The 21,913-nt window shown below is 42.8% G+C and carries 18 protein-coding genes; 7 read left to right on the top strand and 11 right to left on the bottom strand.

Going from position 1 to position 21,913, the window contains the following annotated elements; all coding sequences use genetic code 11:
• Nucleotides 1-182: 182 nt before the first annotated feature.
• The 3 genes from ABFY09_RS00850 to ABFY09_RS00860 are packed head-to-tail and all read right to left on the bottom strand — an operon-like array spanning nt 183 to nt 3,870.
• On the bottom strand, nt 183-2,417 hold the full coding sequence (locus ABFY09_RS00850) for a TRAP transporter permease (protein ID WP_347982397.1): 2,235 nt from the start codon (nt 2,415-2,417) through the stop codon (nt 183-185).
• 6 nt (nt 2,418-2,423) lie between these two features.
• Nucleotides 2,424-2,924 (bottom strand): DUF1850 domain-containing protein, encoded by a 501-nt coding sequence (locus tag ABFY09_RS00855; RefSeq protein ID WP_347982398.1) that lies wholly within the window; start codon nt 2,922-2,924, stop codon nt 2,424-2,426.
• Nucleotides 2,902-3,870 carry a TAXI family TRAP transporter solute-binding subunit gene (locus ABFY09_RS00860; protein ID WP_347982399.1) on the bottom strand — a complete coding sequence of 323 codons (969 nt, stop codon included), beginning with the start codon at nt 3,868-3,870 and terminating at the stop codon, nt 2,902-2,904. The genes ABFY09_RS00855 and ABFY09_RS00860 overlap by 23 nt, the downstream gene beginning before the upstream one ends.
• Before the next feature lie 734 nt (nt 3,871-4,604).
• Between ABFY09_RS00860 and ABFY09_RS00865 the strand changes: the two genes are divergently transcribed.
• From ABFY09_RS00865 to ABFY09_RS00875, 3 genes are read left to right on the top strand one after another with little or no spacing between them, the layout of a single operon-like run.
• Nucleotides 4,605-5,996, top strand: a complete 1,392-nt coding sequence (locus ABFY09_RS00865) for a TolC family protein (RefSeq protein ID WP_347982400.1) — start codon at nt 4,605-4,607, stop codon at nt 5,994-5,996.
• Nucleotides 5,993-7,195, top strand: a complete 1,203-nt coding sequence (locus tag ABFY09_RS00870; RefSeq protein WP_347982401.1) for an efflux RND transporter periplasmic adaptor subunit — start codon at nt 5,993-5,995, stop codon at nt 7,193-7,195. Before ABFY09_RS00865 ends, ABFY09_RS00870 begins: the two co-directional genes overlap by 4 nt.
• Nucleotides 7,192-10,467 (top strand): efflux RND transporter permease subunit, encoded by a 3,276-nt coding sequence (locus tag ABFY09_RS00875; protein ID WP_347982402.1) that lies wholly within the window; start codon nt 7,192-7,194, stop codon nt 10,465-10,467. Before ABFY09_RS00870 ends, ABFY09_RS00875 begins: the two co-directional genes overlap by 4 nt.
• Nucleotides 10,468-10,586: 119 nt before the next feature.
• Here the strand turns inward: ABFY09_RS00875 and ABFY09_RS00880 are convergent, their stop codons facing one another.
• On the bottom strand, nt 10,587-11,450 hold the full coding sequence (locus ABFY09_RS00880) for an oxaloacetate decarboxylase (RefSeq protein ID WP_347982403.1): 864 nt from the start codon (nt 11,448-11,450) through the stop codon (nt 10,587-10,589).
• Between the two features lie 185 nt (nt 11,451-11,635).
• Between ABFY09_RS00880 and ABFY09_RS00885 the strand changes: the two genes are divergently transcribed.
• Nucleotides 11,636-11,803 (top strand): hypothetical protein, encoded by a 168-nt coding sequence (locus tag ABFY09_RS00885; RefSeq protein ID WP_347982404.1) that lies wholly within the window; start codon nt 11,636-11,638, stop codon nt 11,801-11,803.
• Here ABFY09_RS00885 and ABFY09_RS00890 read toward each other — a convergent pair.
• From ABFY09_RS00890 to ABFY09_RS00910, 5 genes are all read right to left on the bottom strand, one after another.
• On the bottom strand, nt 11,798-12,895 hold the full coding sequence (locus ABFY09_RS00890; protein WP_347982405.1) for an NAD(P)-dependent oxidoreductase: 1,098 nt from the start codon (nt 12,893-12,895) through the stop codon (nt 11,798-11,800). The two genes, ABFY09_RS00885 and ABFY09_RS00890, sit on opposite strands and share 6 nt — an antisense overlap.
• 336 nt (nt 12,896-13,231) lie before the next feature.
• Nucleotides 13,232-14,053: a M23 family metallopeptidase gene (locus ABFY09_RS00895; protein WP_347982406.1), complete on the bottom strand. Its 822-nt coding sequence runs from the start codon at nt 14,051-14,053 to the stop codon at nt 13,232-13,234.
• Nucleotides 14,054-14,226: 173 nt separating this feature from the next.
• Nucleotides 14,227-14,751, bottom strand: a complete 525-nt coding sequence (locus ABFY09_RS00900; RefSeq protein WP_347982407.1) for an NUDIX hydrolase — start codon at nt 14,749-14,751, stop codon at nt 14,227-14,229.
• Between the two features lie 85 nt (nt 14,752-14,836).
• A complete protein-coding gene (locus tag ABFY09_RS00905; protein WP_347982408.1) occupies nt 14,837-15,235 on the bottom strand; it encodes a hypothetical protein in 399 nt (132 codons plus the stop codon).
• 110 nt (nt 15,236-15,345) lie between these two features.
• On the bottom strand, nt 15,346-15,516 hold the full coding sequence (locus tag ABFY09_RS00910) for a DUF2867 domain-containing protein (RefSeq protein ID WP_347982409.1): 171 nt from the start codon (nt 15,514-15,516) through the stop codon (nt 15,346-15,348).
• A 338-nt stretch (nt 15,517-15,854) separates the two neighbouring features.
• On the opposite strand from ABFY09_RS00910, the gene ABFY09_RS00915 reads away from it, so the two are divergent.
• Nucleotides 15,855-16,859: a hypothetical protein gene (locus ABFY09_RS00915; RefSeq protein ID WP_347982410.1), complete on the top strand. Its 1,005-nt coding sequence runs from the start codon at nt 15,855-15,857 to the stop codon at nt 16,857-16,859.
• Nucleotides 16,860-16,996: 137 nt separating this feature from the next.
• On the opposite strand, the gene dcd is transcribed toward ABFY09_RS00915, so the two are convergent.
• Nucleotides 16,997-17,584 (bottom strand): dCTP deaminase, encoded by a 588-nt coding sequence (gene dcd / locus ABFY09_RS00920; RefSeq protein WP_347982411.1) that lies wholly within the window; start codon nt 17,582-17,584, stop codon nt 16,997-16,999.
• Between the two features lie 50 nt (nt 17,585-17,634).
• The gene (gene apbC / locus ABFY09_RS00925) at nt 17,635-18,729 is read right to left on the bottom strand and encodes an iron-sulfur cluster carrier protein ApbC (protein ID WP_347982412.1); all 1,095 of its coding nucleotides are present in this window, start codon (nt 18,727-18,729) and stop codon (nt 17,635-17,637) included.
• A gap of 245 nt (nt 18,730-18,974) precedes the next feature.
• On the opposite strand from apbC, the gene metG reads away from it, so the two are divergent.
• The gene (gene metG / locus ABFY09_RS00930; protein ID WP_347982413.1) at nt 18,975-21,026 is read left to right on the top strand and encodes a methionine--tRNA ligase; all 2,052 of its coding nucleotides are present in this window, start codon (nt 18,975-18,977) and stop codon (nt 21,024-21,026) included.
• Nucleotides 21,027-21,323: 297 nt separating this feature from the next.
• On the top strand, nt 21,324-21,905 hold the full coding sequence (gene rsxA / locus ABFY09_RS00935) for an electron transport complex subunit RsxA (RefSeq protein ID WP_347982414.1): 582 nt from the start codon (nt 21,324-21,326) through the stop codon (nt 21,903-21,905).
• The last annotated feature ends 8 nt before the right edge of the window (nt 21,906-21,913 follow it).

Below are 21,913 nucleotides of genomic sequence, written 5' to 3' on the forward strand. Positions count from 1 at the left end.
TGCCTACATGACATCATTCCGGCCGACATTTTAGGTAAATCAAATGCAAATGTTAATAGTTATTAACAGTAATTATGGATATTGAAATATGACATATGTGATAAAGCGCATAATATTTTCTGGATCTCAGAAAACGTTATGCGCTTATATACGACAAAGTAACTTATTATCTGAATTTAGATTTAAGAAGTTAAAAGAGTGGAACGATTTCCAACAACATAATTACGATAAAGTATCGTTAGGACTACAGCAGAAGCCCCAGCAATAAACCAAGGATTGTTCCCCACTAAAATTAAACCAGCAATAGTCAGTAGGCGCTTTTGCATCGTACTTAATTCTGCATTAAAAAATCCTATATAAGCCGCAGACAAAGCAACAATACAAAGAATACCACTGAACATAGCCAACGCAAATTCAATCGTATCGAAGTCGAGGAAAAGTAGACTTGGCGCATAAATAAACATAAAAGGGACTAACGCTTTACCCATAGATAGTCTAAATGCTGTTACTCCTGTTTTCATCGGTTCAGAACCCGCGATACCAGCACCAGCATAAGCGGCGAGCGCAACAGGTGGTGTAACATCCGCCAAAACACCGTAATAAAAGATGAAGAAATGAGAGGCCAATATGGCTACACCAAAGTCATCTAAAGCAGGCGCCACGATCGATGCCAAAATAATATAAGTAGGTGTAGTCGGTATACCCGCGCCCATTAAAATACAAGCAAGCGCCACCAAAATTAACGCAAAGAACAATATAACTCCAGATTGATCAAGAAGACCAAAAGGAATTAATGCCGTAAACCAAGTCCCAATGTCTGTCGCCAAACCAACGATCGCACCAGAAAACTTAAAGCCCAACCCTGTTAATGTGGTGACACCTAACAAGAAACCGACACAAGCACAGGCGGCAGTAATCGCAATAGATTGCTTTGCACCTTCCTCTAATCCTTCGACTAACTTTTTAGGAGTTAATACACTATCAGCATCTAATCGGCTAAACCCAAGTGGCTTTAATACTAGTGGGATATAAGAACAAGCAACCGTCAAAATAATCCCCCAAAAGGCCGCTAAAAAGGGTGTAAATTGCATCAACAACATGGTGATCATCACAATAAGTGGAATCATTTGATGCCAATGCTTAGCGATAACATTAGACAACCGAGGGATATCCTCAGGAGGCATTCCCTTCAAGCCTAAGCGTCTTGCTTCAAAATGCACCATGCACAAAGCTGCTAGATAATGAAATGCCGCAGGGATAATGGCAACAAGAATTAGCTCATTATAAGGAACGCCCAACATCTCAGACATCACAAAAGCAGAAGCGCCCATAATCGGAGGTGTAATTTGGCCACCACAAGAAGAAGCGGCTTCAGTTGCGGCTGCAAATCGGCCACTAAATCCATACTTTTTCATCATAGGTATAGTGAAAGCGCCTGTCGTTACCGTGTTTGCAACAGGAGAACCAGAAATCATCCCAAAGAAACCTGAAGAAACAACCGAAACTTTCGCAGGACCACCGACATAACGCCCAGACAAGACAGAAGCAAGATCAATAAATAGTCGCCCAAGACCTGAAGCTTGAGCAAGAACACCAAACAATACAAAGTGAAATACATATGTCGCAACAACACCAAGAGCAATACCGTAAATACCCTCAGTTCCTAAATAAAGGTGCTCCACTAAACGAATAATGTCGTAACCTCTGTGTGCCATCATCCCTGGTAAAGATTGCCCAAACATGGCATACAACAATGATACAACACCAATAATAGACAGCGACTCTCCCATTGTCCTTCTAGCGCCTTCGAGCACTAACAAGATCGCCATACCACCCATGATGTATTCTTGTGGCTGAGGAAAGCCAATATTAGTGACAAAAATATCTTGGAAAAAGAAGACTAGATACCCAGAAAAACTGGCTCCCATTATTGCCAATAACCAATCCAATACACCCACTTTGTCGCCTTTTCCTGCTAAAAAGGAAAAAGGCAACGCAGAAATAGAAATCACAAGAGTAAATAAATAAATAGCATACACTTGCCAAGTCGGAATCTGCCCTGACAAAGATGAGGCAAGTTGATTACCGATAAATAGATAAAACGCACCATAAGCAAAACCTAATACCGCGCTAAGTGGTTTGTTTTTAGGCTCTTTCCTAGGAAAAACAAGAAATAGCAACCCCATGATAAACGTAAGGTGAGTTGCCCTATGTGAAATTTCATTTAATAAACCAAAACCTGATGTATAAATATGAAATAAACTCAGTACAACACAGGTCAATGTTATAAATATTTTCAATAAACCTCTCGAATTACGAAAGTTACTTTCACTATCGTATTTTTTAACGAGATTATCGAGCTCTTCTTGACTCAATGTTGCTTCATTCGTGTTCATTTTCTCACGAGATTTATTCATTTTTCATCACCGTTTCACGTCTGATTCACAAGATACTATTGGAACAATATGAAGCCCAATATCAGACCATTTATTAAGATTCACCGTAACGTCCGCTGTATGAAGTTTATTTTTAAATCGAACATCCGTCCGAACAATCAGATCAGGAATAGCGCGATTTAGCTTCAAAATAAATTCACCATTATTGGACTCAAAAGTATAAGCATCAGGTTCATTTACCAATGATGGTAAACCCTGTCCATGAGCATAAAAACGTTCCGCTGTCTGTAAAATAGACAACTTTCCTTCTTCTTTAATAACAACATATTGATCAGTAACAGGTGTAAGGGAGACAGAATGAATAAATGTTAAATCAAAGCGATTATCATACAGTTCAACACACTCTAAAAACTTATCTGTCCTTGTTTGACTAATACCTAATGCGGTAGCAAATGAAGGAAAAGAGGTCGCATACACTGCGACCCCCAAACCAAATAAAGGAATATTACTTAATAATGCCTTTTTCACGGTAATAGCGCTCAGCTCCAGGGTGTAGAGGAATAGAAACAGACTCCAAAGCAGACTGAATAGTAATCTCTTTACCTTTCACATGAACTTTCGCCAATGTATCTGTATTTTCATACAAAGCTTTGGTAACTGCATAAGCAACATCGTCTGATAATTCCGCATGAGTTGCCCAAATAGCACGAACCGCAATCGTTTCAACGTCTTTATCAATGCCTTTATATGTACCAGCTGGCAGAATTGCTTTAGCGTAATAAGGTTGAGTTTTACGCAATTCTTCAATTGGTGCCCCCGTTAAAGGAATGATATTCACCTTATGGCTATTAGACAGCTCTACAATAGAAGACGTCGGTGAACCTGCTGTGATTAAAGACGCATTTAAATTGCCATCTTTTAGTTTTTCAGCTGATTGAGAGAAAGAAGAATAATCTTCTTTTACATCACTACGTTCCATACCATAAGCAGCAAGAAGGTCACCCAATAACTGCCATTGACCAGAACCTGGTGATCCAGAGCTAACAGACTTACCTTTTAAATCTGCAAAACTTGTAATATCAGGTTGTGATACTAGTTGAACCGTCTCTGGGTATAATGCACCCAAAGCGCGTAAGTTTTTAATCGCTTTTCCATCAAATTGATTTTTACCATTATAAGCCGCATCCAAAACATCCGCCGCAACAAAAGCAGATTCAATCGCACCACGCCCCAACAAACTTGCATTTGCAACAGAAGCATTACCTGTTTCAGCCGTTGCTGAAATTTTCTTGTCACCTAAATCAGAGTTATTCGAAATAACCTGAGCAAGCATACCGCCTAGAGGATAATATGTTCCGCCAGTACCACCTGTTGCGATACCAAAAAATACGCGATCTTGAGCTATAACACTACCAGAAGCTAAGCCAAGGCCTAACCCTACAGACACTAATAAAGTACCTAATTTATTTTTCATTATTACGTTCCTTTTTCTATTTAACATTATAAAGAAGGTACAATGTAGACCTTCAGTTGTTCACAATCTATGTAAAAAATTCAAACACTTAGTAATCTATTCGATTTTTTTCGATAAGAATATAAAATCAATCAAATTCACACAACATGCTACACATACAAAAAAAAAGTACTCATACGAAGAAAAGAAAATGCAGTCGATGCTTTTCAACCATCATCATAAAATAAGCATAACTGCGTTGGCTGAATAAGCGATAAAGGTCACTGACTCCTTATGTAGCCAATTCCACTGCCTCTATCTTGTTATGATGAATATTGTGAGTATCTAACAACTCAAACTCGGTATTACCAAGACGCAACATCATGATTCCCTCTTTATTTAGAAGTGATTGATTCAGCTGTCCCGGAATAGGAAACCTTGAGATATTAAAAATATTTCCCGCACCCAGCCCACAAAAAACCAACACGAGAATTGACAGTATAATCTTGCATTTTGAAACAGCAAAAGAGCAATTACTGAATACTGTAAAAGCGATTTCACACATAGCTTCGTTGCAACAACAGATTAAAAAAAGATAAATAAAACACGGCTTTGTAAAGAAATGAAAATTCCATTTAAAAAACCAGTCAAAAAAAACGATACTCTGTTGTAATTCCAATATGATGGAACAACGCCCCAGAACGAAGCCGTCAACTGGGTTCTTATTAGAATGTTTTTTTATTAGGACTCATTGAATGATGAACAGGCCGTTACGCAATACTGGAGTACTTTGCCTTAGTTTATTTTTGGCAGCGTGTAGCAGCACAGGTAGCAACTCAGAAAACCGCCAAGACTATGCCGAATTAGCACAAAGTGAGTTCGATACAGTAAGCGAGCAAAAATCCGCTCAATGGCAAAATCTCGATAAAGTGGCTCAAGTGAGTTACTTAACTGATTTAATTCAAGACTCTCAACTAAACACTCTCATTCAACAGGCTCTTGAGGCGAATCCTAGCCTTCAACAAACTCAACTCACTTTACAAGCCAGCTTGTGGGACATTAAAAGCCAGCATGGTGATTCCTTACCAAGTGTTGAAGCAGGGTTTTCCGCAGGTAAAAACGAGGGTGACAGCATCAGTTATGATGCAGATCTAAAAATCAGCTGGGAACTGGATCTATGGCAAAAACTCGCCAATTCAGAAGAAGCGTCGACCAAGACTCTAGCCAGCAACGAAGCGCTTTATCAGGCAAGTCGCGACACATTAGTAGCAAATGTCATTAAGTCCTGGCTTGCTATCACGGCCAAACAACACGCCATAGACATTGAAAAAAAACGTTTAACGCTATTAGAAGCAAACGAATTACTGATTCAAAGGCGTTTCAAAAATGGTCTTGGTGATTTAGAGGAACTGGATGCTGCTCGCACATCCACCTCACAATCAAGATCAGACTTGGTGGAATATCAAGAAGAACTCGCCATTGAAATACGTACTTTACAACTGTATCTAGGAAGCGCGGATTCACTCCATTTTGTCGCCAATGCAGAGTATCCTGACGTCAATCTATCTTTCAGCAATTTACCAGAGCAAGCTCTACAACGTCGCCCTGATTTAAAAGCCGCTTATTTAGACATTGAAGCCGCAGACTTAAATACCTCTGTGGCCTACAAAGATATGCTACCTAGCATTAGCCTCAGCGCGACATTAAGCGAAACAGCAGCCTCGCCAACGGGTGCCCTGTTCGGTTCATCTATTTGGTCTTTATTAGCGCAATTGACTCAACCGCTGTATCAAGGTGGTCAATTAAAAGCCGCAGCAGAAGTGGCGAAATTAGAAACGGCGCAAGCCTTTCAAGCCTACCGTGAAACCTTGTTAACTGCCGTAAACGAAGTTGAAAACACATTGGGGCAGGAAAAAGTCTTGTCACTGCAAACACAACACATTCGTGATGCTTTAAACAGTTCAAAGAAAAACCTCAGTCAGTATGAGAAAAAATACCGCTCAGGCCTTATAGAAATAAGTGACCTGATTGATGTGCAAACCACTACCTTTGATCTAGAAGCACAATTAGACAACATCATTTATCAACATTTATCAAATCGAGTCGATTTAGGGCTCGCATTAGGGCTTGGAGTAAACGAACAATGAAACGCCTTTCACTATGGATCACCTTAATATTAGCCCTAATCTCGATAGTTGGGGTGTATTTCTACATCACCAGCGCGGTTGAAGCTCAGAACAACAAGGTACGAAAAGCTCGTCCTGAAGCGCCAGCACAAGCCGTACAAATAACTGTCATGGATGCCGCAATAGGCACTTATGCCTCTTCAATCAGTACATCTGGTTTGGTTGAGCCAAGATATTCCCTAACATTAACCAACCAAGTGAGCGGTGAAGTAACACAAATATCGAACCAATTTGAGCCAGGCCAAGTCATCAAAAAAGGCCTCATTTTGGCAACCCTTAAAAACACCGAGCTAAACAGTGATGTGGCTAGCGCAAAAAACACTTTAGCCAGCGCGGAGCTTGCACTAAAAGAAGAAATACGCCAAGGCGAGCAAGCCAGAGCAGAATGGGAAGCGTCTGGTTTTGATGAAGTTCCAGATTCTGATCTTGTATTACGGGAGCCACAACTTGCCGCAGCCCAAGCAGAATACGAGGCTGCCAAAGCCGAATTAGAAAACGCACAAAACGATTTGAAGAACACCAAGCTTATTGCCCCTTTTGATGCTCTGGTTGTAGAACGTTCGATCTCGCCTGGCTCTTATCTCAGCAGCGGAGCCGAAGTAGGCACACTTTACAGTATTGATCGTGCTGAAATTCAAGTCGATCTATCGAGCAGTGATTGGCTCAAACTACCAGACACCCAAACGCTGCTTACCTCCAATTGGCCAGTGACCATCAGCAGCGTCGATGGCAACGCCACTTGGCAAGGGAAAATACTCAGTGTTGGGCTACACATTGATGAATCAACGCGCATGCGCAGCCTCACTATTAGCTTAGACAAGCCATTGGATCAGACACCTCAGTTGATTCCTGGTTCTTTTGTTGGCATTACTCTGCAAGGCAAACAGCTTGAAAACTTATGGCGTTTGCCAAACACAGCATTAAGCCAGAAAAGCGAAATATGGTATCTGGACGAAAACAAACGTTTGAGCGCCTTTGAAACAACACCTCGTTTTGTGGATTCAAACTACGTTTATATTCAAGTTCCAGAAAGCATGAGAGAAGGCACTTACCAAGTACTTGTACAGCCTTACAACAGCTACATCAAAGGCACATTAGTTGATCCAGTTAAAGTATCAACAAAAACCACTAACGCAGCACCAAAGGGCAATAATCCATGAGCCCTATCGACCAACATAAAGGCATCATTCCTTGGTTTGCGAACAATCCAGTGGCTGCGAACTTATTGCTAATCCTGATGATCACATTAGGTGTGATCAATATGGGCTCCATCAACAAAGAAGCGTTTCCTAGCTTATCGCCTAACAGAGTCTCGATTTCCGTCAGTAATGACAGTGGTTCCGCCAAAGAAAACGAGGAAGGCATTGCCATTCCTATCGAGCAAGCGTTACAAGGCACTTCTGGCATTAAGAACATCACCACCTCATCAACCGCAAGCTCAACCGGTGTGAGCATTGAAATGATCGATGGTTATGACATCGATGTTTTAAAAGTAGATATTGAAGACGAAATCAATCAAATTACCTCTTTCCCAGACGACGCTGACCCAGCGGTTGTCAGCAAAGCGGTGCGTGAAGAACACTCCATCTGGATTCAACTTTATGGGGACGCCGATCGACGTACTTTGCAAAAGCTAACCGACGAATTGGAATCAGACCTGCTCGCCAGTGAAGATATCAGCGCTACTTCTATTTCTGGTTGGTTAGACCCAACCATGATGGTTGAAGTGGATAGAAATAAGCTCGAAGCCTACGACCTAACACTAACAGACATAACCACCGCGATTAATGCAGAATCGTCTACGGCGAAAGTTGCAACACTACGTAACGAAGATATTTACCTGAGTATCAGTGCGTCTGAGCAAGCCTATATCAAAAGCCAATTCTTGCAAATCCCAATCAGAACCAACGAAAATGGCGGCAAGCTTTTACTCAGTGATATTGCCAATATTCGAGACGTTTTTGACGAAGACGAGTTTGTCTTGTCTCGCTTTAACCGTCAGAACAGTTTGGCTATTCAAGTACTCACCAAAGGCACCAGCGACATATCCAATTCGGTTATTGCTGCAAAAGCCATCCTTCAAGATTGGCAAGACAGCGGCCGCTTGCCTCCAAATGTGAGTTTAGATACTTGGTACGATCGCAGTGAATCCATTAACCAGCGTTTAGAGCTCATGGTCGAAAACGCGGTGACAGGCGTGTTCTTAGTCTTTGTACTGCTAGCTATTTTCCTAAACATCACTGTGGCATTTTGGGTTGCCATGGGCTTACCGTTTATCTTTTTCGGTACCCTCTTTTTTATGGGAACGGAAAGCATAGGCTTAACCTTAAACATGTTCACCACCTTCGGTTTCATCATGGCCTTAGGGATAGTGGTGGATGACGCCGTAGTGGTCGGAGAAAGTATTTATACAGTACGGTCCAAAGAAGGCGATACGCTCGGCAGCACCATCAAAGGCACCATGATTGTGGCGGTGCCGACTCTGTTCGGTGTATTTACGACGGTGGCGGCTTTTTGGGCGTTATCCAATATTGAAGGACGTTTGGGGCAACTGTATTCACAATTCGCCATTGTCGTGGCCATTTGTCTTGTATTGTCTGTAATTGAATCAAAAGTCATTCTACCAGCTCACTTGGCTCACATTAATACGCGCAAATCCACTCGCACTAACCCAATAGCAAAAGGTTGGGCCTTAGTTCAACGAGGTGCAGATAATGGCTTACAATGGTTCAGTGACCGCATTTATAAACCAAGCATCGACATAGCACTAAACCACAGATATGCGATCTGCATTTTCTTCTTTGCGGTTTTTCTATTGGTTATGTCCATGCCTTTCACTGGCGCTCTTCGCATTAGTTTCTTCCCTCAAGTTCCAGGCGATACGGTGCGAGGCAGTCTCACTATGTACAACGACGTGAGTTACGGTCAAACCAGCCGTGTCTTATTAACCCTAGAAGAAGCGGCTTACAAAGCGGACATTGCCTTGCGAAGCGATACTGGCGAACGTCGCCGTCCACCGAGACCAGATGCCGAAGGTGGCAAAAACACGGCTAAAACCAAAGTGGAAGCTGGCAATCGCCCGGCAATGAAGAAGCCACCAGAACCAAAAGGTGATGTGGCGATTCAAAACATTCAGGTAACGTCCAGCAATGAGCAATCCGGCAATATTCGGATCGAACTCGTCACTGATCGACCTTACACTTCCGCGCAGTTTGCGGCTAAATGGCAAAAGCTGTCTGGCATGCCTGAAGGCGTGAAAAATCTAAGAATTCGAAGCGCACGAGAAACCGTTGACGCATTAAGAATAGAACTAAGAGGCAATGATTCCAGCGTGTTAAACGGCGCTATGGAAGAATTATTAAAGCAGCTCGAAACCTTACCCGCTGTTACAGGTATTGAACAAAATACAGAACTAACTGAATCTCGAATGGTATTAAGGCTCACCGAACAGGGTCGATTGTTAGGCTTATCCACCAGTGATCTTGCCTCTCAAGTTTCGACCAACTTTGATGGTCAAGTGGTGCAGGAATATCAACGAGATAATGCCGAAGTGGAAGTGCGTTTAGGTTATCCTAACGACCAACAAGAATCCCCTTCTGCTGTTATGAATACTAAAATTACACTGGGCGATGGCACTCGCATTCCTTTGTCTTCTGTGGCGACATTATTCCAAGAAGCAGCAGAAACGACGATTGTTCGCATTGATGGCAAACGCTCTTTGTATTTATCTGCCGAGGTAGATAAAGACGAAATGTCATCAACTGAGATTGTCGAGTATTTAGAGAAAGCTGTCGTACCACAAATGGAGCGCCAGTTCTCAGGTGTATCTGTGTATTTCTCTGGTGAAGCGGAACAAAGAGCCGAAACTCAGTCGTCCATGTCTGAAATGTTCCTTATTGCCCTGTTAATCATTTATGGATTACTGGCGATTCCATTGAAGTCTTACAGTCAGCCTCTGATCATCATGATGGCGATTCCATTCGGTATTATCGGCGCTTTGCTTGGCCATTGGATGAACGACTTAACGCTGGGCATTTTCTCTCTGAACGGCATTCTTGCCCTCAGCGGTGTGGTGGTAAACGACAGCTTATTGCTTGTGTCACGCTTTAACGATCTGCGCCATGAAACCGATCATGTTAAAAAAGCCATTAGCTTGGCTTGTCGTAGTCGATTACGAGCCGTTCTATTGACCTCTTTCACCACTTTCGCTGGTTTGATTCCCATTCTTTGGGAAACCTCAAGACAAGCGCAAATGTTGATTCCAGCTGCAGTGTCCTTAGCATACGGCATCATGTTCGCAACCGTCATTACCTTGGTGCTGATTCCTGTGCTTCTCATGATCAAAGAAGACATACATAACCTGATTGCTAAGATCAAAAAAAAATCTAGCAATGATTCTGATATCAGTAATCAACAAGCTAAAACACTTTAGGTTAGTTCAGGTTAAATCAACACATCATAAAAAAGGCCCTTCCAACATGAGTTGAAAGGGCCTTTCTATTTATCGATTAACAAGAGCCAAACGAAGTAGTCCAATAATGAAAAATCGAATTATTCTTGAACATCCATGTATTTAGATGCCCAAACACGGTTATCTTCCAAAGTAGAATAACGCGTTGAAAGTTCAGAAGCGTTCAAAGTACCTTCCGCGATGCCGCGTTGTTCACGCAAGCAATCGTAAGTCGCTTTGATCGCAGCAAAGTACGCCGCATGACCATTAACAACAATACGAACACCGTTCGCAGCAAGACGTGCACGGTCACGCAATTCTGGGTTATCGTACGCAACCAGCATAATCGGAATCGAAATATGCTCAGCAATTTCTTCTAAGTGAGCAAAATCTCGAATACCTACCATGCAAATACCGTCCACACCAACAGCTTGGTAAGCTTTTACACGTTGGATGGTTTCTTCTGTGCTCAATTGACCTGCGTTCGTACGTGCGATGATGCTCATCACAGGGTCAATACGCGCTTCAATTGCTGCTTTTAATTTACCAACCGCCTCTTCAACAGGAATCAAATCTGTCGATTTATGACCGTATTTTGCTGGCAACAAAGTATCTTCAATTGTTAACGCCGCAACACCCGCTCTTTCCAACTCAGTAATAGTACGCATCACATTTAATGCGTTACCATAACCATGATCGGCATCAGCAATAATAGGCAAACGTGCAACTCGACCAATACGTGTTGCTTGCTCAGTGAATTCACTCAATGTAATCAATGCGAAATCCGGTGCCGCTAAAACCTGAAGCGAAGCGACAGAGCCACCTAAAATGCCTACTTCAAAGCCAAGGTCTGCTGCAATACGAGCAGACATAGGATCAAAAGTAGATGCCGTGTAATAACATTGCTCACTCGCCAAGAGTGCTCGAAAGTCATTACGTAAATCATGTTGAGATGGTGTCGCCATAAAGAAACCTCTAATAAATCTATAAAATTAAATTCTGTAAATATACGCAGATTATACTCGTCTTGGTATTTTGCGTCTTTACACTTTGACCCTTTATTTAGATTTACTCTGTAAATAATATTTTTAATTGTAACAATTCATTTCTATTAAAATTTTTACAATAAATTTAAAAATCGCAAAAAACAATGAATCACGATGTATTAACAGGCGCGAGTTATGACTTAGTATTCAACCCTCTAAAAATCATGACACCAGCAGTTGAAACCTTCATTGACGTATTAACCAGTAATAAAAAACGCCTTCTTTTCCCGTCTCAGAAAAAAGAAGGCGTCATAATAAAACTCATTTTATAGGAAAGGTTTCCAAGCTTGATCTGGCAAGATATGCATGCCATTTTCAAACTGGTCGCTTTGTTCAAACATGTGTTTTACGCCAGCGGCCATCAACGCCAAAGACACATCAAATGCGTTCAAGCTGTCACCATAACCCGCGGTCAGATTAAACATAGCGCCATTCGATAACGCATAAAAATAATGCTCGTCTTTACGGTATTCGTATATTTCCGGCATAACTTCTTCTACTTGATAGTCTGTCATGGCATCAAGGCGAATCTCGTGGCTCACGTGTCCCACATTCATCACAAACGCGCCCACTTTCAATTGACCCAACATGCTTTCACTCAACACACCAGCCACGCCCGTTGCCGTCACAACCACATCGGCTTGTGCAATCACATCATTCAAAGACGCCGTATGCCAGCCATCATAAGCCGCTTGTAAAAGACGAGAAGGATCATTCTCTGCCACGATGACTTGTCCACCAAATGACTTCGCGGACGCCGCACAACCTTGTCCAACCAAACCATACCCAATGATCACGACTTTCTTTTCATGCAATGACAAATGCGTGCGCTCCATAAAGGCTTGCCAAGCACTCAATCCCACCATGTGGCGATTATGCAAACCTTCTTTGGCATCCAAATCATCCCAGTTAAACACAGGGTGCTTTAATGGCATTTTGTCCAACACAGACACACCAGAACCTGTGCCTTCTAAGCTGGCTGTCACACCAGAGAATTGTGACGAGCCATGATACAAACCACCTAACTGCGCGCCAAACTCACACAAATGGGTTGGTTGCCACTCTAAGGCTTTATGTAAAGACGCCTGCCAATCAGACTCGCTCATGTTTTTCCACGCACTGGCTTCCGCGCCCAAAGACACCAAATACTCAACCACTTCATCTCGGACTGTTGTTGGGTTACAAGTGGTTAAAAAAAGCTCGCCGCCATGCTTCAAATAACCTTCATAAAACGACACCATCTTGATGTCTAAATGGGTGCTCACCGCCAATCTTTTTCCTTTGCAGTTTTGAAGCTGTGAGACAACATTGGCTGTACGTAACATATGGCGCGCATTCCACGCTAAATCTTGTGTAAAACTCATTTTTTTATTCCTAAATTGGTATCACTAAGTTAGTAAAGCGTAATAAAAAGAAGAGAAAAACTGGCCGTTTGGGGGAAGACAAGCAATAAAAAGCCACATTTATTCACTATAAACAGCTGAAAACATGAATCTTTTTTAAGGCTATGTATGCCGACAATATTCGCAAGTATCTCTTTGTATCAATACAAAAACACAGTGAGCATTTACCGTCGTTTTTTTGACTGTATTGATAGTCATCAGATTCCTTGCTGAACATTCCCGACAGAGAAACTGAGGGAGGCATCATCCTGATAATGCAGATAGTGATTTAACCCAATCTGGAACAATAGGTCAAGATCACTCTTTGATCCACAAAGCTGCATCAATTCGTACATCACGAATATTCATACGCCAATCAAGATGTGGCCCTGTAGAGCGACCAGTGGAGCCAACAGCGGCAATGGGCTCACCTTTTTTCACCAACTGCCCCACTTTCACATCCACACTGGATAAGTGTAAAAAAGCACTACTGACGCCCGCGCCATGATCCAGAATAATCGTTCCACCACTGTAATATAAATCGTCCTCGGCCAAGACTACCTTACCGCCTGCTGGCGCATAAACAGGCTCGCCTTTAGGTGCTGCGAGATCAATTCCCCAATGAGGGCTGCCCGATGCGATGCCGTTATAAAATCGTTCACTGCCATATACGCCAGTAATACGACCTTCAATTGGCCATTGGAAGGTATCGGTTCGCCAAAAATCATAATCACTCATATTTGCGCGTGCTTCTCGAACCTGAGCCGCTTCCGCCGCAATACGCTTTGCCACATCATCTGGTGGTGTCACACGAGAAGGCGGAACACCATTTACGCGTTGCACTCTATATTGCCGTGACGCAATGTTAAGCGCACTGCTTTTCACTTCACCAGAAGGCGATGTAATAGTAATGCGATGCTTACCCGACACATCACGAGCTAACCCGATGGCAAGAAAACCTTTTGCACCTAACGAATAAGACCTACCAAGAAACTCAACAGAAGAACGCGGCGCAGCCTGAACAATAATATAACCACCACTTTGATACTGCTTTTCAGTAAGAGTGATGAATTGCGCGCTCAGCGGTAAACAAATGAGCAGACAGCATAGAACGACTGCACGTTTTAAGTAATTCAACATAGTTCCCCTTTCACCCACATTGTTTGCCACAGCTTCCGAAAGAAAATTATTAAACACAATGAGCCTGAATCCAAACCCAAAGACCTAGCCTATGATCAAACCACATAGTTGTTTAGAAAGACCACAAGTAAAAATCACGCTAAGAGGATTTTCACTGCGATGAAAAAAAGCGATTAAGAAGTCACCAGAAATTCATCTCTCACCAAGGATAACAAAAAGGTTTCCCGTTCAATGGACATACCTTTCTTGTCGCTGTTTTTGATCGTATTCATATTATGTTCAATCGCATCATGAACATTGATCCACACGGCTTTCATGCCGTTTTTCACTTCGTAATCTTCAAAGCGTGTTTCACCTAACTCGTCATCAATCTCACAAGTGAAGCAATAAGACTTCATTTGCATTATATCGGCATCGTCCTTATACCAAGGTCGAAATTCTTCATACAAACCAAACGCCTCGATGTTACGAATATTCCGCGCGCCGGTTTCTTCTGTTAGCTCACGAATCAAACCTTCTATCTGACTCTCATCGTCATCAATACCGCCGCCCGGCAAGGTGTAATCATCGTAGCGCTCGGTATACATCATTAAGATTTCCTCGCCTTTTAACACAATTCCCCGTGCAGCAAGACGTAGAAAAGAAGACTGATCAAGCGAATCAAGGCTTGGGTGAACAGTGGATTTTAGTAAGCGCATAAAGAAACACTCAATAACAACATAAAAGGAAAGAACAAACGTACTAACAAAAAAGCAAAAAACTCACATCAAGAAAAGAGTGAGGTTAGGATTCACGCTCTTTTCTGGACGTATAGAAAACCCAAAGGAAAAACACCATAAAGACAAAATCGTTCAATCCGTAAATACTGTAAAACACACCAGCGAACAGATCTTTTTCAAACACCGCACCAAGTTGTTGACCATTTATCCAAAGTAGCCAAGCTACAACATACACACATTTTTCAACCGCAAATGCCCCAGCCAACCATTTCACACTGGATGTAATAAAAGACGCACCAAGATACGCCAACCCCCACACCATAATCATCAGCAAACCAAAGTTTGACATCACAATAGGGTCAAATTCATTAATCACTGAATTCGTAAACCCGCGTGAAAATAACAAAACACCGCCAATATTCATTACCGCTGCGGCAATAAAACCTAACTTAACTAACGTCATCACTTACCTACTTACCAAAAAATTATTAACGATTTCACGCGTCATACTGACTTTGTCACCGTCGCACAGTGATTGTCATAAGCTCAAAGCGCGTCAGTTTGATGGATGTATTATGCTTGAGGCAAGGTTTTTAACGAGGATGGCACGATTAACTTGTGCACTGGCGCAACGAAAAACATATACACCTTGCCAAACGTATTATTAACATGAACAACCGTACTAGCGTGAACACAAGCCGTGCTGCCGTTTGGCTCGATGTAGAACGACACCTTTACACTCAAATGGTAGTTACACAGAGTCTGTTATAGAGTCCAACAAGACGGAAGAATACCTATTCCTCAGCCTCTCCTTGCCCCTGCCCCTGCCCCTGCCCAGAGTGATAACTAAGATTACTAAAAAAGCTTTGCCCCTGAATTCTAACCTTGGTAAATGAAGGTTTATTGGAAATCTTCATTTTGTTAAGTTAGCTTTCATCTTAATGAATTAAAAATCAGAGACGAGGGATATTCCTCCTCTGTTCTGAATTTAATTGTCTTTATGTTGCATTCGACACTGAATTATTTGTAGTGTCACATCTATTGTCTAAATTTGGAATTTCAATATTTATAAGGATATAAAAATGTGTTTGATGACTGGAGCGTTTTCTAGAAGATTCTTTGTTCTTTTTTTGAGTACTTTAGTTTGTGTGACGACTGCTCATTCTGTTGGTTTTCGTGAAATGTCGACTAATGATGGTACTTTTAGTGTTTGGTATCCAAGCGATACTCCTTCGAAACTTCAGCGTTTAGGACCATTTAATTTAGAAATTTCTAAAAATTCACCCATTAAGAAGGGAAGGTATGAAATAGTACTTTTTTCACATGGTAATAGTGGGTTTTATAGAAACCATTACTTAACCATTCAGGCTCTTGTTAATGTCGGTTTTGTTGTTATTGCACCTCAGCATGAGGCGGACTATTTAGTTGGAGGCAATAAAACATCAGCAGCGTTAAACCACAGATATTTTGAAATTTCTAAAGCGCTTGATGCAGTGGAAAACTCCATAGAGTTTGGTGATTATGTGGACATAAAAAAAGTTCATGGTATAGGCTATTCTTTAGGAAGCGTGTCGACTCTATTAGCTGCTGGGGCAATATTTTCTCTGCAACACTCTGATGATTATTGCCGTCGGAATGAGTTGTTAGATCCAAACTTTTGCGAGGACCCTGGTTGGATTTATCGTTTAATTCAGTCCTTTCGTCATGATGTCGTATTGCCTCCAACAAATGATTCATTTAGTCAGAAGCCATTAATTTCTGGAAAAGTTGTATTAGTAGCACCAATTTTTCAAGGAATTAGACCTAGCGCAAAACTTTCTATGAGTAGTTTAACTGTATTTGCATTTAATTCAGATGTTATTGCGATACCGGCATACCACGCCCTTCCATTGCATGACGAGTTTTCACTTTATATTCCTAGTGAATATCTAGAAGTGGAAGGACATCATTATGCATTTATATCGCCTTTCCCAAAATGGTTAACAGAAGAAGAGGACATTCCTGTTGCTAAAGATCCAGAAGGATTTGATCGTGCTATGTTTTTGAATGATTTGAATGAAAAAATTGTTAAACAAATTACTCACTAAAAATAGTAGGAGAAAAGATAGTCAATCTTAGAACTCACCTAATCTCTTCATACCAGAAAACCTGTTTTTAAAAAAAGGTAAAGAGACAGACACAAAAAAAGAGACCGAAGCCTCTTTCTTATCAATCCAATAAACCACTAAGATTTATCGCTGGAGATTCGACTACCAACGGCGGATGTCTGTTCTTTGTATTTCGCGTCGGGGCGTTTGTTGTAAGGACGTTCTGCGGAGCCCGACATGGTTTCGAAGTTGATGGCGCCGATGGTCATTCCTGGGCTGAGGGCGATTGGCAGTTTACCGCCATTGAGGAATTCAAGAACAATGCCGCCGCTCCAACCTGGGTCGATTCGGTGTGCGGTGAAGTGAACCATTAAACCAAGGCGAGCCAAGGAAGAGCGGCCGTCTAGCCAGCCAACCAAATCATCGGGAATGGAAACGGATTCTTTGGTTACGCCAAGTACCAATTCACCGGGATGGATGAAGAAAGGTTTTCCGTCGTCGACGAGTATTTCGTCACTCATGACGGATTCGATGACTTTGTTTAAGTCTTCTTTTGAGCTACTTAAATCCAAATATGGCGCTGGGTGACCTTGAAACACGCGGAAGGAATTCCCCAATCGCAAATCCACAGACACGCCACTGATGACGCTGTTGTCTGGGCGTGGGTCAATGGTAATCATGCCGTCATCTAGGGCTTTGATAATGTCTCGGTCACACAAACGCATGGCTTTTCCTTAGTTGTCTTTGTAAAGGTTCTTCTGTGGCGTTTTGCTGTTTAGTCGTCGCTCATGCCGATGGTTGGCATGACAAACTGCGCCCCTTCTGAAGAATCAGATTGAGACGCTAGAGTAGCACCAAGCTTGCGAGCAATCGACTGATAAATGTTTGCCACGTCACTTTCTGGCGCATTCACGACAACGGGTTTGCCAGCGTCACTTTGTTCTCGAATGGACAAGCTCAATGGCAATTTCCCTAACACATCAACATGGTATTCTTTGGCGAGGCTCACGCCGCCTGCGTCGCCAAAAATCGCTTCATGGTGTCCACAGTTAGAACAGATGTGTGTAGACATGTTTTCCACAATCCCAAGCACAGGAATTTTCACCTTGTTAAACATTTCGATGCCACGGCGCGCATCCAGCAAGGCGATGTCTTGTGGTGTCGTGACAACCACAGAGCCAGCCACGGGCACTTTTTGCGATAAGGTCAACTGAATGTCGCCCGTTCCCGGTGGCATGTCGATAAACAAGTAGTCTAAATCGTTCCAGTCGGTTTGCGTTAAGATCTGCATCAAAGCGCCTGTGACCATTGGCCCGCGCCATGCTACTGGCGTGTCTTTTGTTGTAAGAAACGCCATCGACATCACTTGCACACCAAACGTGCTTGGTGGAACGAAAAACTTGTCTTCACGTACTTCTGGTCGTGTGCCTTCAGCAAAACCTAACATCATGCCTTGGCTTGGACCGTAAATGTCGGCGTCTAATATGCCAACGCGCGCACCCTCTTTCGCCATGGCCAATGCAAGGTTCACCGTAGTAGTGGATTTGCCCACTCCGCCTTTACCCGACGCAACAGCAATGATGTTTTTCACGCCCTTTAGTCCAGCGATATTGCCTTGAGTTGGTTGGTTTTCGACGGAGTGTTGAATATCTAATGTTAAGTCACGGTCATCATTCAATAGGTCTTTGATTCGAGCTTCGAGGGCTGCGTATTCTTGTTCTGCTGGGTAACCCAAATTAAGCGTTAGATGAATACGCTCTGCGTCGTCCATGACTTGCCATACAGTGCCATAAGTTTGGCCGCTGTTTTCGTCAATAAGCGCTTCCAACGTCGCCAAAATGTCCGCTGTGCTGTTTGTCGCGTTTGCCATGTTCGCTCCTAATGAGGGTATTTTTCCAAAAACCGTCGAAAAATAACCAATATAAATTCAGATTATGTCCAAGTGTGGGGGCAAATTGCGGAAAAGCAAGTCTAGCCCTTGCACACTAGAGTCGTGGACTTATAATTACGCACTCTAAATGCGGTCCCAAATGTTGGCTTTTTATGGCGTCATCAAAAATGCTAACGATGAATGGGACAATCGACCTTTTTTACACTCTGCAGGCTTAATTCAAAATGGCACAAACGCAACGCAAAATATTAGTTACCAGCGCGCTTCCTTATGCAAATGGCTCCATTCACTTGGGACACATGCTAGAGCATATCCAAACGGATATCTGGGTACGCTTTCAGAAAATGCGTGGTCATCTTTGTACAGCAGTGTGTGCGGACGATGCTCACGGCACGGCCATCATGATTAAAGCCGCACAAAACGGCATCACACCTGAAGAATTGATCGAAGGCGTTCGCCAAGAACACATGGCGGATTTTAACGATTTCTTGATCGGTTACGACAATTATCATTCCACTCATTCGGATGAAAACAGCGAGATTTCTTCAAGCATTTACAAGGCGTTGCGCGACAACGGTAAAATTTCCGTTCGCTCCATTAAACAAGCGTTTGACCCTGAAAAAGAAATGTTCCTTGCCGATCGTTTCATCAAAGGCACTTGCCCTAAATGTAAAGCGGAAGACCAATACGGCGACAACTGTGAAGTGTGTTCAGCTACTTACTCGCCAATGGAAATGATCAACCCTCGCTCTGTTTATTCTGACGCAACGCCAATCGAGAAAGAGTCTGAGCATTACTTTTTCAAACTGCCAGATTTCCAAGACTTCTTAGCAAAGTGGACTCGCAGCGGCACATTGCAAGATCAAGTCGCCAATAAACTAGCGGAATGGTTGGATTCTGGTTTGCAAGAATGGGACATCAGCCGTGACGCACCTTACTTTGGTTTTGAAATCCCAGACGCGCCGGGCAAATATTTCTACGTTTGGCTAGACGCACCAATCGGTTACATGGCGAGTTTCCAAAATCTTTGTGATCGTACTGAAGGTTTGAACTTCGACGATTACTGGGCGAAGGATTCTGACGCAGAGCTTTACCATTTCATCGGTAAAGACATCATTAACTTCCACGCCTTGTTCTGGCCTGCCATGCTTGATTGCGCTGGCTACCGCACACCAACCAAAGTCAATGCGCACGGTTATGTGACGGTGGATGGTAAGAAGATGTCGAAATCTCGCGGCACTTTCATTAAGGCTCGTACGTATTTGAACCATTTAGACCCGCAATACTTACGCTATTACTTTGCGGCGAAATTGAATGCCAGCGTAGACGACATCGATTTAAACCTACAAGACTTCCAGCAACGTGTGAATTCAGACGTAGTTGGTAAAGTGGTGAACATTGCGAGCCGCACCGCCAGCTTCATTGGTAAAAAATTCGATGGCCAATTAGCCAGCGACGTAAGCGAAGGTGAGATGATTCAATCTTTCATCGACGCAGGCGACGCCATTGCGGAGCATTTTGAAAGCCGCGAATACGGCAAAGCGATTCGTGAAATCATGCGTTTGGCAGATGTGGCGAACACTTACATCGCAGACCAAGCGCCTTGGGTCTTAGCAAAAGACGAAGCGACTCTGCCGAAGGTTCAAGAAGTTTGTACTGTGGCGCTTAACTTGTTCAGTATTTTATCGACTTACTTGAAGCCGGTTATGCCGCATCTTGTGGCCGATGCCGAAGCCTTCCTTGGCAAAGAGTTAACGTGGGACAACCGTAGCGAGCTGTTGTTCGGTCAGTCTGTGAATACCTTCAAGCCTTTGATGGGCCGAATCGAACAGAAACAAATCGATGCGATGATTGAGGAAGGCAAGCTAGAAGCCGAAGCGGAAGCAGCCGCACAAGAAGCGACTCAGCCAAAAGCGGCTGAAACAGAACTGACTAAAGAGCCTATCGAAGCGGAAATCAATTTTGATGACTTTGCCAAAGTCGACCTTCGTGTGGCGTTAATCGCCAAAGCCGAGCACGTTGAAAAAGCCAATAAACTTTTGAAACTGACATTGGACCTTGGTGGCGAAACTCGCACCGTCTTTTCTGGTATTAAGTCGGCTTATAAGCCAGAAGACTTAGAAGGCAAGCTTACTGTTATGGTGGCAAACCTTGCACCACGTAAAATGAAATTCGGCTTGTCCGAAGGCATGGTGTTAGCAGCAGGCCCAGGCGGAGAAGACATTTATCTTCTGGAGCCACATTCCGGTGCGAAACCTGGCCAACGCGTGATGTAATTCGAAAGAATGGGTCAGCATGGCAACAAGCGGATGCTGACCCAACTCACTATAAGTCTTTAAATGAGAAAGATTCTTAATAAGTAAGGCAATAGAATAAACATAAATACATAATTTCAACTTATATAATCATAACCTATTATCTATATACTAAATCGGACTAATTTTGCATACGTTTTAGTCTTGTTAGTTATAAGCAGATTGGTATAGTTGTCACCCACAGATAGGTTGGGAAAAGTCAGGTTCTATACCGTGGCCTCATTCATATATTTAACTTAATAACTTTTTGGACGTGAGATGGCTGAATACCTCTTAATATTGGTTAGCACCATATTAGTGAATAACTTTGTGCTGGTTCAGTTTTTGGGACTTTGCCCTTTTATGGGCGTGTCTGGAAAGCTGGAAACCTCTATTGGTATGGCGATGGCAACGACCTTCGTTCTGACATTATCCAGTTTGTGTAGCTATCTTACTTTCACTTATATTCTTCAGCCATTTGGTCTTGAATATCTACAAACTATTTCTTTCATTTTGGTGATTGCTGTAGTGGTGCAATTTACCGAAATGGTGGTCCGCAAAACCAGCCCTCTTCTATATCGCGTATTGGGTATTTTCCTACCATTGATTACCACAAACTGTGCGGTTTTGGGTGTGGCGCTACAAAACATCAGCAAACAAAACGGTTTCGTCGAATCCATTCTTTATGGTTTCGGTGCGGCAGTTGGTTTTTCATTCGTCTTGATTCTATTCTCTGCCATGCGCGAACGCATCAATGTGGCGGACGTTCCGACAGTTTTCCGTGGATCTGCCATTGGCATGATCACCGCTGGTCTTATGGCGCTGGCGTTTATGGGCTTCACCGCTCTCGTGCAGATATAGGAGCCAGC

This window comes from Marinomonas sp. 5E14-1 (genome assembly GCF_039939215.1).
In the GTDB taxonomy this organism is placed as follows: domain Bacteria; phylum Pseudomonadota; class Gammaproteobacteria; order Pseudomonadales; family Marinomonadaceae; genus Marinomonas.

Coding starts and splice junctions, on each gene's coding strand:
- apbC (WP_347982412.1), bottom strand. CDS start 18,729: ATGGCAAACGCGACAAACAGCACAGCGGACATTTTGGCGACGTTGGAA.
- metG (WP_347982413.1), top strand. CDS start 18,975: ATGGCACAAACGCAACGCAAAATATTAGTTACCAGCGCGCTTCCTTAT.
- ABFY09_RS00915 (WP_347982410.1), top strand. CDS start 15,855: ATGTGTTTGATGACTGGAGCGTTTTCTAGAAGATTCTTTGTTCTTTTT.
- ABFY09_RS00875 (WP_347982402.1), top strand. CDS start 7,192: ATGAGCCCTATCGACCAACATAAAGGCATCATTCCTTGGTTTGCGAAC.
- ABFY09_RS00905 (WP_347982408.1), bottom strand. CDS start 15,235: ATGACGTTAGTTAAGTTAGGTTTTATTGCCGCAGCGGTAATGAATATT.
- ABFY09_RS00885 (WP_347982404.1), top strand. CDS start 11,636: ATGAATCACGATGTATTAACAGGCGCGAGTTATGACTTAGTATTCAAC.
- ABFY09_RS00850 (WP_347982397.1), bottom strand. CDS start 2,417: ATGAATAAATCTCGTGAGAAAATGAACACGAATGAAGCAACATTGAGT.
- ABFY09_RS00865 (WP_347982400.1), top strand. CDS start 4,605: ATGATGAACAGGCCGTTACGCAATACTGGAGTACTTTGCCTTAGTTTA.
- ABFY09_RS00895 (WP_347982406.1), bottom strand. CDS start 14,053: ATGTTGAATTACTTAAAACGTGCAGTCGTTCTATGCTGTCTGCTCATT.
- ABFY09_RS00900 (WP_347982407.1), bottom strand. CDS start 14,751: ATGCGCTTACTAAAATCCACTGTTCACCCAAGCCTTGATTCGCTTGAT.
- ABFY09_RS00880 (WP_347982403.1), bottom strand. CDS start 11,450: ATGGCGACACCATCTCAACATGATTTACGTAATGACTTTCGAGCACTC.
- dcd (WP_347982411.1), bottom strand. CDS start 17,584: ATGCGTTTGTGTGACCGAGACATTATCAAAGCCCTAGATGACGGCATG.
- ABFY09_RS00890 (WP_347982405.1), bottom strand. CDS start 12,895: ATGAGTTTTACACAAGATTTAGCGTGGAATGCGCGCCATATGTTACGT.
- ABFY09_RS00860 (WP_347982399.1), bottom strand. CDS start 3,870: ATGAAAAATAAATTAGGTACTTTATTAGTGTCTGTAGGGTTAGGCCTT.
- ABFY09_RS00870 (WP_347982401.1), top strand. CDS start 5,993: ATGAAACGCCTTTCACTATGGATCACCTTAATATTAGCCCTAATCTCG.
- rsxA (WP_347982414.1), top strand. CDS start 21,324: ATGGCTGAATACCTCTTAATATTGGTTAGCACCATATTAGTGAATAAC.